Source organism: Zhengella sp., assembly GCF_041397485.1.
Classification (GTDB): Bacteria; Pseudomonadota; Alphaproteobacteria; order Rhizobiales; family Rhizobiaceae; genus Zhengella.
Genome location: NZ_JAWKWO010000003.1, coordinates 187,291 through 202,940, shown reverse-complemented (window position 1 = coordinate 202,940; position 15,650 = coordinate 187,291). Strand labels below are relative to the sequence as shown.

At 63.1% G+C, this 15,650-nt stretch carries 15 protein-coding genes; 3 read left to right on the top strand and 12 right to left on the bottom strand.

All coding sequences use genetic code 11. The features are described 5' to 3' along the window. Positions 1 to 5 precede the first annotated feature (5 nt). Both R3D65_RS10630 and R3D65_RS10625 read right to left on the bottom strand, forming a co-directional pair. Positions 6 to 1,187 (bottom strand): multidrug effflux MFS transporter, encoded by a 1,182-nt coding sequence (locus R3D65_RS10630; protein WP_371275194.1) that lies wholly within the window; start codon positions 1,185 to 1,187, stop codon positions 6 to 8. Between the two features lie 107 nt (positions 1,188 to 1,294). After that, a complete protein-coding gene (locus R3D65_RS10625) occupies positions 1,295 to 2,179 on the bottom strand; it encodes a helix-turn-helix domain-containing protein (RefSeq protein WP_371275193.1) in 885 nt (294 codons plus the stop codon). A gap of 90 nt (positions 2,180 to 2,269) precedes the next feature. Here R3D65_RS10625 and pobA point away from each other — a divergent pair, with 90 nt between their 5' ends. Beyond that, positions 2,270 to 3,451 (top strand): 4-hydroxybenzoate 3-monooxygenase, encoded by a 1,182-nt coding sequence (gene pobA, locus R3D65_RS10620; RefSeq protein WP_371275192.1) that lies wholly within the window; start codon positions 2,270 to 2,272, stop codon positions 3,449 to 3,451. 87 nt (positions 3,452 to 3,538) lie between these two features. Here pobA and R3D65_RS10615 read toward each other — a convergent pair whose 3' ends face one another. The 8 genes from R3D65_RS10615 to R3D65_RS10580 form a co-directional block, all read right to left on the bottom strand. Beyond that, positions 3,539 to 4,531, bottom strand: a complete 993-nt coding sequence (locus R3D65_RS10615) for an ABC transporter substrate-binding protein (protein WP_371275191.1) — start codon at positions 4,529 to 4,531, stop codon at positions 3,539 to 3,541. Positions 4,532 to 4,549: 18 nt separating this feature from the next. Next, positions 4,550 to 5,419 (bottom strand): ABC transporter permease, encoded by an 870-nt coding sequence (locus tag R3D65_RS10610; RefSeq protein WP_371275565.1) that lies wholly within the window; start codon positions 5,417 to 5,419, stop codon positions 4,550 to 4,552. Beyond that, the gene (locus tag R3D65_RS10605; RefSeq protein WP_371275190.1) at positions 5,419 to 6,333 is read right to left on the bottom strand and encodes an ABC transporter permease; all 915 of its coding nucleotides are present in this window, start codon (positions 6,331 to 6,333) and stop codon (positions 5,419 to 5,421) included. The genes R3D65_RS10610 and R3D65_RS10605 overlap by 1 nt, the downstream gene beginning before the upstream one ends. A gap of 27 nt (positions 6,334 to 6,360) precedes the next feature. Further along, a complete protein-coding gene (locus tag R3D65_RS10600; RefSeq protein ID WP_371275189.1) occupies positions 6,361 to 7,158 on the bottom strand; it encodes an ABC transporter ATP-binding protein in 798 nt (265 codons plus the stop codon). A 1-nt stretch (position 7,159) separates the two neighbouring features. Beyond that, positions 7,160 to 8,611, bottom strand: a complete 1,452-nt coding sequence (hydA, locus tag R3D65_RS10595; RefSeq protein ID WP_371275188.1) for a dihydropyrimidinase — start codon at positions 8,609 to 8,611, stop codon at positions 7,160 to 7,162. Between the two features lie 34 nt (positions 8,612 to 8,645). Next, positions 8,646 to 9,404, bottom strand: coding sequence for a class II aldolase/adducin family protein (locus R3D65_RS10590; protein ID WP_371275187.1), 759 nt, complete (start codon positions 9,402 to 9,404; stop codon positions 8,646 to 8,648). Between the two features lie 7 nt (positions 9,405 to 9,411). Beyond that, positions 9,412 to 10,662, bottom strand: coding sequence for a Zn-dependent hydrolase (locus tag R3D65_RS10585; RefSeq protein WP_371275186.1), 1,251 nt, complete (start codon positions 10,660 to 10,662; stop codon positions 9,412 to 9,414). 69 nt (positions 10,663 to 10,731) lie between these two features. Next, complete coding sequence (locus R3D65_RS10580) at positions 10,732 to 12,060, bottom strand: aspartate aminotransferase family protein (RefSeq protein ID WP_371275185.1); 1,329 nt, start codon at positions 12,058 to 12,060, stop codon at positions 10,732 to 10,734. A gap of 193 nt (positions 12,061 to 12,253) precedes the next feature. Between R3D65_RS10580 and R3D65_RS10575 the strand changes: the two genes are divergently transcribed. Further along, positions 12,254 to 12,886: a TetR family transcriptional regulator C-terminal domain-containing protein gene (locus tag R3D65_RS10575; protein ID WP_371275184.1), complete on the top strand. Its 633-nt coding sequence runs from the start codon at positions 12,254 to 12,256 to the stop codon at positions 12,884 to 12,886. A gap of 102 nt (positions 12,887 to 12,988) precedes the next feature. Beyond that, positions 12,989 to 13,300: an EthD family reductase gene (locus tag R3D65_RS10570; protein ID WP_371275183.1), complete on the top strand. Its 312-nt coding sequence runs from the start codon at positions 12,989 to 12,991 to the stop codon at positions 13,298 to 13,300. A 19-nt stretch (positions 13,301 to 13,319) separates the two neighbouring features. On the opposite strand, the gene R3D65_RS10565 is transcribed toward R3D65_RS10570, so the two are convergent. Then, positions 13,320 to 14,228 (bottom strand): DMT family transporter, encoded by a 909-nt coding sequence (locus tag R3D65_RS10565; protein WP_371275182.1) that lies wholly within the window; start codon positions 14,226 to 14,228, stop codon positions 13,320 to 13,322. 93 nt (positions 14,229 to 14,321) lie between these two features. Continuing rightward, complete coding sequence (gene preA / locus R3D65_RS10560) at positions 14,322 to 15,635, bottom strand: NAD-dependent dihydropyrimidine dehydrogenase subunit PreA (RefSeq protein ID WP_371275181.1); 1,314 nt, start codon at positions 15,633 to 15,635, stop codon at positions 14,322 to 14,324. Positions 15,636 to 15,650: the final 15 nt, after the last annotated feature.

The following is a 15,650-nucleotide window of genomic DNA, read 5'->3' as shown; positions in this document are numbered from 1 at the left end:
CGCGGTCAGGCCGGCCGCGCCCGCCAGGTGGCTGTCAGCGCCAGGCATACAAGGCAGATCGCCAGCAAGGATGCCGCCCATGAGATCATGCTGCCACCATTGAAGAGGACCAGTGCCGAAACAATGGTCGAGGAACCGATCATGCTGGCAAACCCGTAAAGCGCGGTGGCAAAACCTGCCACCTCGCCATGCGGGTCCAGCACCATGGCCGCGGCGTTTGAATAAACGACCAGATAGCTGGTGGCATAAAGGATCAGCAGACCGGTGATCAGCACCGGCGTCATGATGCCGCTCAGGGCTGCGGCCAGGATCAGCCCTGAGGCAGCGACCAGGACGAGGTTTCCGGCGACTGCCGCCCTTGCCACGCCGAACTGGCGGATCACATGGCGGTTACCCACCTGGCCGATCACGATACCGATGCCGTGAAACGCGAAATAGGAGGCAAAGGCCAACCCGGTCAGCCCAAAACTCGTCTCGTAGATGCGCGGGGCCGAGGCGATGATCAGCAGCATCGACGTCATGGAGGCGATCGACACCCAGATGAAGCGGCGCGATTGCGGATGCCTGAGCAGGCGGAGGGTGTTGCGCCAGTAGCTTGCCGGCGAAAGCGCCTGTGCCTGCCGCGTCTTCAGTGTTTCCGGTACGCCCGTCATCATGGCGATGAGCAGCAGCGACCAGGCGACCAGCGCCGCGAAAATGGCCCGCCAGCCGAACAGCGCTGCCAGCCCTGAACCGATGAAGGGCGCTATGATCGGCCCGAGCGCGAAGAACATGGTCGCCAGTGCGAGGTTGCGCGCCAGTTCCTCGCCCGAATAAAGGTCGCGAATGAAGGCACGCGACATGACGATGGCCGCGGATGCGCCAAACCCTTGAAGCGCCCGCCCCGCAAGCAATGTCACGATATCGGGTGCGAAGACGCAGATCATGCTTCCGGCAAAGTAGAAGGCCAGCCCGCCACCCAGCATGGCCTTGCGGCCGAACCGGTCTGAGGCCGGGCCCCACAGCAATTGCCCGAAAGCGCTGGCGAACATGTAGATCGTCACCGTCCATTGCACCATGGCATAGGGTTCATCGAGCGCGCGCACCATTGCCGGAATGGCCGGGAGGGAAATATCGATCGAAAAGGCGCCGATAGACATCAGCAAGCCGCAATAAAGGGCAACGTAGCGGCCGAGGGCTTGACTCATGGCATGTCCGGCTTTTTCGAGAACGGATGAAGCGAAGGGCAATTCGCTATAGTTCATAATGGAAAAGCGGACAACGCCCCGTCCGCCCCTTCGCCAGGAACAGGCCTTCACGTGCCCGCCTGTTCCCGAAAGGCTTTCGGAGACATGCCCGTCGCCCGCGCGAAGACACGGCTGAAATAGGCCGGGTCAGCGTAACCCAGCTCATAGGCAATGGTTGCCACGGGCAGGTTGGTGAAAACGAGATTGCGCCGCGCCTCGCGCACCAGACGCGCCTCGATCGCCTTGGAAACCGGTTCACCGGTGGCGTCGCGCAGCACGCGGCTCAAATGCTGTGGCGTCACGTTCAACGCCGCCGCATAGTCTGCGACGGCCCAGTGATCCGTGAAATGGCTTTCCAGCAAGACATCGAAGCGGCGCAGCAGGCGCTCCGATGGTCCGCCATCGCCATCATGGCCCGTCAGCACGGCCGTGTCACCGGCACCGGTAATGTGACGGGCGACAAGCGTGAGCAATTGCAGCCCGAGCGCCCGCAGCATCTGCGCCCGTCCATAGGCCCGCCCGGCATGTTCGCTGAACAGCGCCTCCATGACCGCCTGCTCCGCCGGTCCGGCTTTGCCCGCATGGCTGTGCGTCAGCGCCGCGCTGACGCCTTCGGAAGGGATCAGCAATTCGTCCAGCATCTCCGCCGCGAAGGTCACGACCCAGCCTTCGGTGCCCGGCAGAAAGGAAAATCCGTGGACATCGCCAACAGCCACATTGATCAGCATCATCGGCTGAAGCGCGATGCTGCGTCCTTCGATGCGGGCCGCTCCGCCCCCTTCGGCAATCAGCAGCACCTGGTGCAATCGTGCATGGCGGTGGGGTGCAAACTCCCAGTCATTGAGCCGCGAACGCGACGAGATCGTCTCGCAATGCACCACATCGGGCAGATCGCCGGCTTCGCCGAACAGGTTGAAATTCAGGATGCGCTGATGATCACGATCGCCGGTCATGTTCGATTTGTACAAGTGATTGCCGGGCCGGTCCATTCAAGATTGGCGGCCGCACGCTAGGTTCGGGGAAACATGAATGGAGGAAACGGCATGGACATTCCGTCACGAACCAGTGTCTGCATCATCGGCGGCGGCCCGTCCGGCCTGCTGCTGTCGCAATTGTTGCACAAGCGCGGCATCGACAACATCGTGCTGGAGAAGCACAGCCGCGATCATGTGCTGTCACGCATCCGCGCCGGCGTTCTGGAACATGGCTTCACCGAATTGATGCGCGAGGCCGGCGTCAGCGAACGCATGGATGCCGAAGGCGAAATCCATGACGGTTTCTTTATCGCCCATGACGGGCGGATGGACCGTGTCGACCTCAAGCGGTTTTCCGGCCAGTCCGTCATGGTCTATGGCCAGACGGAAGTGACGCGCGATCTCTATGACGCCCGCGACGCGATGGGTGGGATCGTCATCCATGAAGCCGCAGATGTGCAACCGCATGACATTGCGACCGGTTCCCCCTGGGTCACCTGGCGCAAGGGCGATGAGATCCAGCGGATCGACTGCGATTTCATTGTCGGCGCCGACGGTTTCCATGGGGTGTCGCGCAAATCTATCCCCAAGGATGTGCTGCGCGAATACGAGAAGGTCTATCCGTTCGGCTGGCTCGGTGTGCTGTCGCGCACGAAACCCGTCAACGAGGAACTGATCTACGCCAATCATGAACGCGGCTTCGCGCTCTGCTCGCTGCGTTCGCAGGTTCTCTCACGCTACTATATCCAGGTGCCCCTGACCGACAGTGTCGAGGATTGGTCCGACGAGGCCTTCTGGGAGGAATTGCGCAAGCGCCTGCCGGAGGATGTGGCGGCAAGACTGGAAACCGGCCCGTCAATCGAGAAGTCGGTCGCGCCGCTGCGCTCCTTCGTGGCCGAGCCGATGCGCTATGGCAACCTGTTCCTTGCCGGCGATTCCGCCCATATCGTGCCGCCCACCGGCGCGCGCGGCCTGAACACGGCAGCCTCCGACATCCAGTATCTCTATCATGGCCTTGTCGATCACTACCTGAAAGGCGACAGCACCGGGCTGGAAGACTATTCGGCCAAGGCGCTGGCCCGCGTCTGGAAAACCCAGCGCTTCTCATGGTGGCTGACGTCCTTGCTGCACCGTTTCCCCGACACCACCGACTATGACCGGAACCTTCAGCGCACCGAACTGGAATATCTCTTCTCCTCCGATGCCGCCCAGACGGTCGTCGCGGAAAACTATGTCGGCCTGCCCTACTGAGGACGACCCGCGGGAGTGAAGCGAAATCAAAAAGGGGGCGGCCCGCAAGCCGCCCCCTTCCTGCATGCATGTTTCCGGCGCCCAGGGTCAGTTCAGCGCCTTGTCGGTGATGTCATGCGTCCATGCACCTTCCGGCTTCTTGGCGATGACCGGATCGGAGCCGCCGCTCATCAGCGCATCGACCGTCCGCTCGTAGTCGGCCGGATCGAGCGCGCCGTTGGAGCCGGCCGTCAGCTTGGCGATCTCGCGCATCATGCGCTTCTGGTGCTTCTCCGTCTGCGCGCCGGTGGCGTCGTTTTCCAGCACGATCTCGGCTGCTTCATCCGGGTTTTCCTCGGCCCATTTCCAGCCCTTCATGGACGCGCGCACGAAACGGGCCAGCTTGTCGACCATTTCCGGGTCCTTCAGGCTGTCCTCCAGCACCCAGATGCCGTCTTCCAGCGTGGACACCCCTTCGTCCTCATACTTGAACACGACGAGTTCTTCCGGCGTCAGGCCGGCATCGATCACCTGCCAGTATTCGTTGTAGGTCATCGTGGAGATGCAGTCGGCCTGCTTCTGCAGCAGCGGATCGACATTGAAGCCCTGCTTGAGAACGGTCACGCCGTCCGGGCTGCCGTCGGTCTTGTAGCCAAGCTTGTTCATCCAGTTCAGGAACGGATATTCGTTCCCGCCGAACCAGACGCCCAGCGTCTTGCCCTTGAAGTCCTCCGGCGAGGAAATGCCGGAATCCTTGCGGCAGGTCAGCATCATGCCGGAGCTCTTGAACGGCTGCGCGATGTTGACGAGCGGAATGCCCTTCTCGCGCGTGGCCAGCGCGGACGGCATCCAGTCGAGCACGATATCGGCGCCGCCGCCCGCGATCACCTGGGGCGGAGCCACGTCCGGTCCGCCGGGCTTGATCTCCACATCGAGGTTTTCCTCATCGTAGAAGCCCTTGTCCTTGGCCACGTAATAGCCGGCGAACTGGGCCTGTGTGACCCATTTGAGCTGCAGCGTCAGCTTGTCCGCCGCAAGGGCCGAAAAGGATGTCAGCGCCAGCGCCGACGCCATGAATGCAGTTGCAAGTGATTTTTTCATTTTTGTTCCCCTGGGTTGCTACGCCCGCCCACCACGGACGGACGGGTGCCAGAACGTGACGGCGCGTTCGATGAGCGCCACCACGCCATAGAAGACAGAACCCGCCAAGGCGGCGACGGCGATTTCTGCCCATACCATGTCGACATTCATGCGCCCGATCTCGGCGGAGATGCGGAAGCCCATGCCGACAATCGGCGTGCCGAAGAATTCGGCCACGATTGCCCCGATCAGTGCAAGCGTGGAATTGATCTTCAGCGCATTGAAGATGAAGGGACTGGCCGCCGGCAGACGCAGCTTGACCAGCGTCTGCCAGTAATTGGCGGCATAGGTGCGCATCAGGTCCTTTTCCATGGAATTGGCGGCCGCCAGACCCTGCACGGTATTCACCAGCATGGGAAAGAAGGTCATCACGACCACGACCGCCGCCTTGGACTGCCAGTCGAAGCCGAACCACATGACCATGATCGGCGCGATGCCGATGACCGGAAGCGCCGACACGAAATTCCCGATGGGCAGCAGGCCGCGCTTCAGGAACGGTGAACGGTCGATCAGGATCGCCACGACGAAGCCCGCTCCGCATCCCATGATGTAGCCTGGAATGACAGACTTGATGACCGTCTGGCGGAAATCCGCCCACAGGATCGGCACGGAACCCGCTATTCGATCCCAGATCGCCGATGGCGTGGGCAGCAGCACCGACGGCACGTTGAAGCCGCGCACGATCCCTTCCCAGATCACCAGCAGGGTGATGCCGAAAAGCAGCGGCACGACCAGGCCGATGCCGCGGCGCGCCAGCATTCCGTCCGGCTGAAGGCGGACAAGCCATTCGTTGAGCGCCCAGGCACCAAGCCAGAAGACGAGCGCGAAAATGATCCAGCCGGTATCCATCACGCCTGCCCCATCCGCTTGAGCACCATCGTGTGTGCCAGCCCGACCAGCGCCACCAGGCATGCCGCCAGCCCTGCCGCCATGAACAGCGCCGACCAGATCTGGATCGTCTGCCCGTAATAGGAGCCGGCGAGCAGGCGCGCCCCGAGCCCGGCAACGGCGCCGGTCGGCAATTCGCCGACGATGGCGCCGACGAGGCTGATGGCCACCGCCACCTTCATCGACGTGAACAGATAGGGCATGGAGGATGGCCAGCGCAATTTCCAGAAGGTTTGCGCCGCCGACGCATTCCACGTTCGCATCAGGTCAAGCTGCATGGCATCCGGCGAGCGAAGCCCCTTCACCATGCCGACGACGACCGGAAAGAAGGAAAGGTAGGTGGAGATCAGCGCCTTGGGCAGCAGGCCCGACAGGCCGATATTGTAGAGAACGACGATGATCATCGGCGCAATGGCAAGGATCGGGATCGTCTGCGAGGCAATGATCCAAGGCATGAGCGACTTGTCGGCCGCCGTGTTATGCACGATGAACACGGCCAGCGCGATGCCGAGCACCGTGCCGATGGCAAAGCCCGCCAGCGTCGCCGAAAGCGTGACCCAGGCGTGGTAGACGAGGCTGCGCTTGGACGTGATCTTCTTGCCGACCGTCGTATCCCAGAGCTCGACCACCACCTGGTGCGGTGCCGGCAGCACCGGACGCTCCTGCGCCATGGTCTGCGTGACGAGTTGCGAAAATGACAGCGTCTGCCCCGCCCGTTCGGCCCGGTCATGTTCCTGCGGCGCGTTCATGAACACGGCAGCCACATACCAGATCGCCACGATGATGAGCACGACAATGGTGACCGGCAGTGCGGTGCCTTCCCAGGCACGACCCAGAACAGAGGGGCCGTTTCGTGTCTGCGTGGCAGCGGTCATGGCCGCACCCGCGAATTGGCTGCAACCTCAGTCATAGCTATGCCCCGCACGCAGGCCTTCGCGCACCCGATGCGCGATTTCCAGGAATTCCGGTGTCTCGCGAATGTCGAGCGGGCGCTCCTTCGGCAGCGTCGACTCGATCACGTCCGTCACCCGGCCAGGACGCGGGCTCATGACCACGATCTTGGTGGACAGGTAGACGGCTTCGGGAATGGAATGGGTCACGAAACAGATCGTCTTGTCCGTGCGGTCCCACAGCTTCAGAAGCTGTTCGTTCAGGTGGTCGCGCACGATCTCGTCCAGCGCGCCGAACGGTTCGTCCATCAGCAGCAGATCCGCATCGAAGGCCAGTGCCCTCGCGATCGAGGCGCGCTGCTGCATGCCGCCGGACAATTGCCAGGGATATTTCTTGCCGAAGCCGGAAAGGTCCACCAGTTCCAGCACACGGGCGATGCGCTCACCCTGCTCTGCGCGTGAAATTCCCATGATCTCCAGCGGCAGCGCAATGTTCTTTTCGATCGTCCGCCACGGATAGAGGGATGCGGCCTGGAACACGTAGCCATAGGCGCGCGCGCGCCGCGCTTCCTCCGGCGTCATGCCGTTGACCGAGATCGTCCCGCCCGTCGGCTGTTCGAGATCGGCGATCACCCGCAGGAACGTCGTCTTGCCACAGCCCGAAGGACCGATGAAGGAGACGAACTCACCCTTTCCGATGTCGAGATTCACGTCGGACAGGGCGTGAACCGGTCCGTCATTGGTTTCGAACGTCAGCGAGAGGTTCTGGGCGGAGATGACTCCGCCCGCCTTTATGATTGCGTGCTGCAAGTTACACCCCGCTCGCAGGAATGCCGCTGCGCTCCACCTTGCGTGGCGCGACCAGTTCCTTCCAGGTTGAAAGCGCCGTGTTCACCGCCATGTTCGGCTCACGTCCGACAAACTGGCCATGGCCTGGCCTGGCGTGAACCTCGCCATTGTCCACCGCGATTTCTCCGCGCGTCAGCACGTATTTCGGCAGGCCCTTCACCTTGATGCCCTCGAAGACGTTGTAATCGATGGCCGATTGCTGCGTGTCGGCGGCAATCGTCTTCTCCGCCTCCGGATCCCAGACGATGATGTCGGCATCGGCGCCTTCCACGATGGCACCCTTGCGCGGATACATGTTGAGGATCTTGGCGATATTTGTCGAGGTCACGGCCACGAACTCGTTCATGGTCAGCCGGCCTGTATTCACGCCACGCGTCCACAGCACCGGCAGACGGTCTTCCAGCCCGCCGGTCCCGTTCGGAATCTTGGTGAAATCCCCCACGCCGTAGCGCTTCTGTTCCGTGGTGAAGGCGCAATGGTCCGTCGCCACCACCTGCAGCGATCCGGCAGCAAGGCCGGCCCACAACGAATCCTGGTGCTGCTTGTTGCGGAAGGGCGGGCTCATCACGCGGCGCGCGGCGTGGTCCCAGTCCTTGTCGAAATACTCGCTTTCATCGAGCACCAGGTGCTGGATCAGCGGCTCGCCGAAAACGCGCATGCCCTTCTGGCGGGCCCGTCGGATGGCCTCGTGCGCCTGTTCGCAAGACGTATGCACGACATAGAGCGGCACGCCGGCCATGTCGGCAATCATGATGGCGCGATTCGTCGCCTCGCCCTCCACTTCCGGCGGGCGCGAATAGGCATGCGCTTCCGGCCCGTCATTGCCTTCCGCCATCAGCCGCTGCTGCAGCGAGGCGACGACATCGCCGTTCTCGGCATGGACGAGCGGCAACGCACCCAGTTCCGCGCAGCGCTGGAACGAGGCATACATCTCGTCGTCATTGACCATCAGCGCGCCCTTGTAGGCCATGAAATGCTTGAACGACGTGATGCCGCGCTCCACCACTTCCGGCATTTCGTTGAACACCTGCTCGCCCCACCAGGTGATCGCCATGTGATAGGAATAGTCGCAGCAGGCGCGCGTCGACTTGTTCGACCAGCGGTCGATGGCCGTCAGCAGCGATTCGCCGGGGTTCGGCAGGCAGAAGTCCACCACCATCGTGGTGCCGCCGGACACCGCGGCGCGTGTGCCGCTCTCGAAATCGTCGGTCGAATAGGTGCCCATGAAGGGCATTTCCAGATGCGTGTGCGGATCGATGCCGCCCGGCATCACGTAGCAGCCCGTCGCGTCGATCTCGTGATCGCCGTGCAGGTCATGCCCGATGGCGACGATCTTGTCGTGCTTGACGAGCACGTCCGCCTTCCAGGTGCGGTCGGCTGTGACAATGGTTCCGTTCTTGATGACCTTGCTCATGGTCCGTTCCCCTTATGGTTATACTTGGTCCGGCTCACTCGGCGTAAGAGGGTTCTTCCTCGTCCAGAATGTGCTTCATCTCCTCGAAATGGGCGAACTCGGCCTCCCGGTAGACCTCCCATTCCGCTGCTGTCGCCTCCGCCAGGTCGTCATCCATGACGGCCAGCGGCCGGCCCGTCTGATAGGCGAGCACGAGCTGGCGCGCCGCCCCTTCCAGATGGTACATGGCATCGACGGCGTCCGCGACCGTGGGGGCGACGGTCGTCACGCCATGATTGCCCATCAGCACCTGCCGGTGATTGCCGATGGCCGCGGCGATCCGCTCGCCCTCGGCTTCCTGCGTCGCAATGCCGCCGAAGTCGAGGTCGTAGGCGATCCGCCGGAAGAAACGCGCCGTCACCTGGTCTACCGGGTAGATCACCGGATCCTCCAGGCAGGCCAGTGTGGTGGCGTAAGGCGGGTGCAGGTGCAGCGCCACGCGTGCTTGCGGCAGCCGCCGGTGAATGGCCGAATGGATCGACCAGGCGGACGGGTCCGGCGCATCCGCCCGTTTCATCGTTTCCGGGTCGTCGGCATCCACCAGCAGCAGGTCCGATGCCTTCACCCGCGAGAAATGCCGCCAGCGCGGATTGACCAGGAATTGCTTCCCGTCTGCAGAAACGGCGGCGGAAAAATGGTTGGCGACGCCCTCGTGCCAGTCATTGCGCGCCGCCAGCCTGAGTGCAGCGGCCAGGTCGATGCGCAGTTGCGCCTCGTCTGTCGTGGCCACCGCTTTGTTCTGGGTGAAGGTCAAGGAAGCCTCACTCGACGATCTGCGCGGTTTCGACCACCGCATGGAACAGCACGTCGGCCCCGGCCCGCGCCCAGTCCTTGGAAATCTCCTCCGCCTCGTTGTGCGAAAGCCCGTCCACGCAGGGGCACATCACCATCGCCGTTGGCGCCACCCGGTTGATCCAGCAGGCGTCGTGCCCGGCCCCGGAAATGATGTTGCGATGCGAGTAACCCAGCCGCTCCGCGGCATCGCGGATGGCCTTCACGCAGCCCTCGTCGAATTCGACCGGATCAAACCCGCCGACCTTCTCGAACTCCACCTGCAGGCCCATTTCATCGCAGATTTCCTTTGCCCCGATCTTCAGGCGCTGTTCCATGTCCTGGATCACGGCAAGGTCGGGCGAGCGGAAGTCCACGGTGAAGATGGCCTTGCCCGGAATCACATTGCGGCTGTTGGGATGAACCTCGATATGACCGGCCGCGCCAACAGCATGAGGTGCATGGGAAAGCGCGATCTCGTCGACGAGCTGAAGAATGCGCGCCATGCCAAGACCGGCATTGCGGCGCATCGGCATCGGTGTCGAACCGGTATGCGCCTCCTTGCCGGTCACCGTCACCTGGGTCCAGGAAAGCCCCTGCCCGTGGGTGACGACGCCGATGTCCTTGCCTTCGGCTTCCAGGATCGGGCCCTGCTCGATATGCAGTTCAAAGAAGGCGTGCATCTTGCGCGCGCCCACCTGTTCCTCACCCTTCCAGCCGATGCGCACCAGTTCGTCGCCGAAGCGCCGGCCATCGGCATCGGTCCTGTCATAGGCCCAATCCTGCCCGTGGACACCGGCAAACACGCCCGAAGCGAGCATGGCGGGCGCGAAACGCGTTCCCTCCTCGTTTGTCCAGTTGGTGACAACGATGGGATGTTTCGTCTTGATGCCCAGGTCGTTCAGCGTACGGACGACTTCCAGGCCGCCCAGCACGCCGAGCACGCCGTCGTATTTTCCGCCCGTCGGCTGCGTGTCCAGGTGCGAGCCGACATAGACCGGCAGCGCGTCCGCGTCCTCGCCGGGTCGCATGGCGAACATGTTGCCCATTTCGTCCACGCCCATGGTGCAGCCGGCAGCTTCACACCATGCCTGGAAGAGACGGCGGCCTTCGCCATCGGCATCGGTCAGCGTCTGGCGGTTGTTGCCGCCAGCCACGCCCGGGCCGATCTTGGCCATCTCCATCAGCGAATCCCACAGCCTGTCGGCATTGATTCGCAAGTTTTCCCCCGGTGCTGCCATTCCTGTTCCCCTTCTGGTTCTTGTTTGGAGCGGCATGCGGCGGGTCTGCCCCGATTGGATCGATCAGTTTCAATCCACTTCGTTCAGCACCTCGCGCACATGGTCGATGAGTTCGTCGATCTGGCCCTTCGTGATGATCAGCGGCGGCGACAGGGCGATGATGTCGCCGGTGGTGCGGATCAGCGCACCCTTTTCGAACGCCTTGACGAAGGCCGAGAAGGCCCGGCGCGTCGGCTCGCCGGCAATCGGCTCCAGCTCGATGGCGCCGACAAGGCCGATATTGCGAATGTCGATGACATGCGGCGCATCCTTCAGCGAATGCAGCGCGTCTTCCCAATGCTGCGCCAGTTCCGCACCGCGTTCCAGCAGGCCCTCTTCCTTGTAGGTATCCAGTGTGGCGATGGCGGCGGCCGAGGCGATCGGGTTGCCCGAATAGGTATAGCCGTGGAAGAACTCGATCAGGTGCTCCGGCCCGGTCATGAACGTGTCATGGATTTCCTTGGTCACGAAGACCGCGCCCATCGGGATCACGCCGTTGGTCAGCCCCTTGGCGGTCACCATGATATCGGGCTTCACGCCGAAATAGTCCGCGCCGAACGGCGTGCCGAGCCGGCCGTACCCGGTGATGACCTCGTCAAAGATCAGCAGGATGCCGTGCTTGGTGCAGATGTCGCGCAGGCGCTGCAGGTAACCCTTCGGCGGAATGAGAACGCCCGTCGAACCGGCCACCGGCTCGACGATGACCGCCGCGATGGTCGAGGCGTCGTGCAACGTCACGATGCGCTCCAGCTCGTCCGCCAGGTCCCCGCCATGCTCGGGCTCGCCGCGGGTGAACGCGTTCTTGCCCGGCTGGTGGGTGTGCGGCATGTGGTCGACGCCGGTCAGCAGCGTACCGAACATCTTGCGGTTGGCCACGATGCCGCCCACCGAAATGCCACCGAAATTGACGCCGTGATAGCCGCGCTCGCGGCCGATCAGGCGGAACCGCGATCCGTTGCCCTTGGCCCTGTGATAGGCAATCGCCACTTTCAGCGCCGTATCGACAGATTCGGAACCCGAATTGGTGAACAGCACATGCGCCATGTTGTCCGGCGCTATGTCGATGAGCCGGTTGGCCAGTTCGAACGCCTTGGGATGGCCCATCTGGAAGGCCGGCGCATAGTCAAGTTCGCCCGCCTGCTCGCGAATCGCCTCGGTGATCTTCGGACGGCAATGGCCGGCATTCACGCACCACAGACCCGCCGTCCCGTCGAGGATCTTGCGGCCATCGGATGCGGTGTAATGCATGTCCTGCGCGCCGACCAGCATGCGCGGCGCCTTCTTGAACTGGCGATTGGCCGTGAACGGCATCCAGAACGCGCTCAGATCGTTCGGCGCCACGGCAAGACGGTTGGACATGCGGCTTTCTCCCGGTTGTTGATCCGGCACTGTTTGACCACGGCACAAGCTGTGATACATATTTTTTGACCGGTTGGACAAATCGTAGCATTGCCAATGCGAGGGTCAAGGGAAATTGCTGGAGAAGGACAACCGTGACCGTATTTAAGCTGGCGCTCCCCGGCCAGATGCACAAGAACCGGACTGTTCCGCCATGGCGATGACGGAAAACCGGCCCCAGACGCGAATCCAGCGCGAAAAGCGCGAGATCATTCTCGAAGCGGCCCTCGATGTCTTTTCATCGCACGGATTTCGCGGCGCGACAATCGACCAGATCGCGGAAGCGGCGGGCATGTCCAAGCCCAACCTGCTTTATTACTTCAAGACCAAGGAAGCCATTTTCGAGACGCTGATCCATGGGCTTCTCGACATGTGGCTCGATCCGCTCAAGGAAATGGACGAGGCCGGCGATGCCATTGTCGAACTGCGCTCCTATATCCGCCGCAAGATCGAGATGGCGCGCGACTTCCCCCGCGAGAGCCGCCTCTTCGCCAATGAGATCCTCCAGGGCGCGCCACGCATCATGGCCATGCTCGAAGGTGAACTGAAGCCGCTGGTCGATGAAAAGGCCAAGGTGCTGAAAAGCTGGATGCGCGCGGGAAAGCTGAAACAGGCCGACCCCTACCACCTGATCTTCGCCATCTGGGCCACCACCCAGCACTACGCGGACTTCGATACGCAGGTCTGCACCGTGCTCGGTCCCGACCGTGGCGGGGACGGCCGCTACGAGGATGCTGCCCGCTTCCTTGAACAGCTCTTCCTCGACGGCCTCAAGCCCGCGAACTAGCCGCCCGGGCTTTTGTCAGGCCCGGCACTGGATATGCGCGGGCAAAAGGTTCAGGCTTGTCCTCCCTGACAGTGACAGTCGATCCAAGCGAGGGAGGAGACCATGGCAAAACTCGTTGTCATCTACCGCACACCCAAGGACAAGGCTGCATTCGATGCCCATTATGCTGCCACCCATGTTCCGCTGGCCCAGGCCATACCCGGCGTCAAGCGCTTCGATGTGTCCACCGGTCCGGTGACCGGCCCGAAGGGCGAGACAGATGTTCACCTCGTCGCCACGCTGTATTTCGGCTCACTGGCGGATCTCAAGGCCGGCCTTGCTTCGCCCGAAGGCAAGGCGGCCGCTGCCGATCTGGCGAATTTCGCCGATGGCGGGGCGGAACTGCTGATGTTCGAATCGCGCTCCATCGGCTGAGACGGTCGGTCCGCCTGCCTCACATGTCCGGCGAAAGCGCCAGGACGACCAGCCCGAGCAGCGTGACCAGCGCGCCGGCCATCACGACCGGCGCCGCCCAGCCATGCCCGATCATGCCCTCCAGCAGGATGATGAAGGCGGGCGTGAGGTAGCCGTAGGCATAGACCTTGGCGGCGGGAAGGCGCAGCGAGGCGAATTGCAGCAGGAAAAGCGTGAACGCCGTTGTCACGATGCCGAGATAGCCCACCGCAATCCAGACGATTGCCGGCAGCGCCGTCCAGTCGGTTTCGCCGATCCCGGTCCAGCCATAGAGCGAAACGAGAAGCGCGGTCGCCGTCACCGACCACAGGGTCGAGACCGCAACGGGTTCACCCCTGGAGAACTTGCGGATCAAGGGTGCATAGGCGGCGTGGCAGATGACGCCGAAAAGGTAGATCAGCTCGCCTCGCCCGATCTCGAAGCGCAGCATGGCGTTCAGATCGCCGCGGAAGATTACCCAAACCGCACCGGCCGCCGCGACCAGCAGACTGGCAAGCACGATGGGGCGCGGCACCTGCCGCAACAGGACGTAGCCGAAAATGGCGGAGAAAAACGGATTGAGCGTGAAAACCGCGCCGATGGACACGGGCCTGGCGATGCCGAGCGCGATGAACATCGTGACGAAATAGACGCCCATCAGGCCGCCGAGCAGGACGAAGCGCCATGGTTGCTGCGGCCAGCGCAGCCCGTGGCGCACCGTCAGCGCAACGACCAGCGCCATCACCGCAGCCCCCAGAACGAATCGGATTGCCGTGATGGGCGCCGCACCGATATGCGGCGCTGTCAGCGCTCCGAAGGAAAAGGAGCCGGCGATCAGCGCCGCGAACAGCATCATGGCCAGATGGCCCAGCCACTTCTGCCGCCCGATGGCATGGCCGTGTCCGCTCAACGGGGTTCCCCTTTCCTTGCGCGCCGGGACCGGCCGTCAACCGCATGCCGGGCCACAGCCGGCCCGGCCCGCTCGGGGGAGGAACCGAGAGCGCTATTCGGCGGCCTGCCGGACTGCCGGATTGTTGGGATGCGTGGTCCAGTTTCCATACTCGCCTTCGACCACCTTGCCCGTACGCTTGTCCAGCGCCCCGGCTTGCAACGGCACCATGGTGATGCAGTTATCCACCGGGCAGACGTCGACGCAAAGGTTGCAGCCCACGCATTCCTCTTCCAGCACCTCGAAATGGCGCTTGCCGTCCACCATGTGCGTGATCGCCTGGTGCGAGGTGTCCTCGCAGGCAATGTGGCAGCGCCCGCACTGGATGCAGGCATCCTGGTCGATGCGCGCCTTGGTGACATAGTTGAGGTTGAGATACTGCCAGTCGGTGACGTTGCCGACAGCCCGGCCGATGACGCTGTCGAGATCGGCATGGCCCTTCTCGTCCATCCAGTTTTCGAGGCCGGCGATCATCTCCTGCACCACCTTGAACCCGTAGGTCATCGCCGCCGTGCAGACCTGCACCGTGCCGCAGCCGAGTGCCAGGAATTCGGCCGCGTCGCGCCAGGTGGTCACGCCGCCAATGCCGGAAATGGGCAGGCCCGCCGTGGCCGGATTGCGCGCGATCTCGGCCACCATGTTCAGCGCGATCGGCTTGACCGCCGGCCCGCAATAGCCGCCATGGGTTCCCTTGCCGTCAATGGTCGGCTCGGGCGCGAAACTGTCAAGATCGACCGAGGTGATCGAGTTGATGGTGTTGATGAGGCTGACGGCATCCGCGCCGCCGCGCCTGGCCGCCTCCGCCGGATAGATGATGTTGGTGATGTTGGGTGTCAGCTTCACGATGACCGGCATCCGCGTGTTCTGCTTGCACCAGCGGGTCACCATCTCGATATATTCCGGCACCTGGCCCACGGCGGAGCCCATGCCGCGCTCGGCCATGCCGTGCGGACAACCGAAATTCAGCTCTATGCCATCCGCGCCGGTTTCCTCCACCAGCGGCAGGATGGCCTTCCAGGCGTTCTCCTCGCAGGGGACCATGAGCGAAACGATCAGCGCCCGGTCCGGATAGTCGCGCTTGACCGCCTTGATCTCGCGAAGGTTCACCTCCAGCGGCCGGTCGGTGATCAGTTCGATATTGTTGAGGCCCAGCAGGCGCCTGTCAGCACCCCAGATCGCACCGTAGCGCGGCCCGTTGACATTGACGACCGGCGGTCCCGCCTCGCCGAGGGTCTTCCAGACGACGCCGCCCCAGCCGGCCTCGAAGGCACGGCGCACATTGTATTCCTTGTCGGTTGGCGGCGCCGAGGCCAGCCAGAACGGATTGGGCGACCTGATGCCGAGAAAGTTGGAAGCAAGATTGGCCATGGGTTCTCTCCTCCC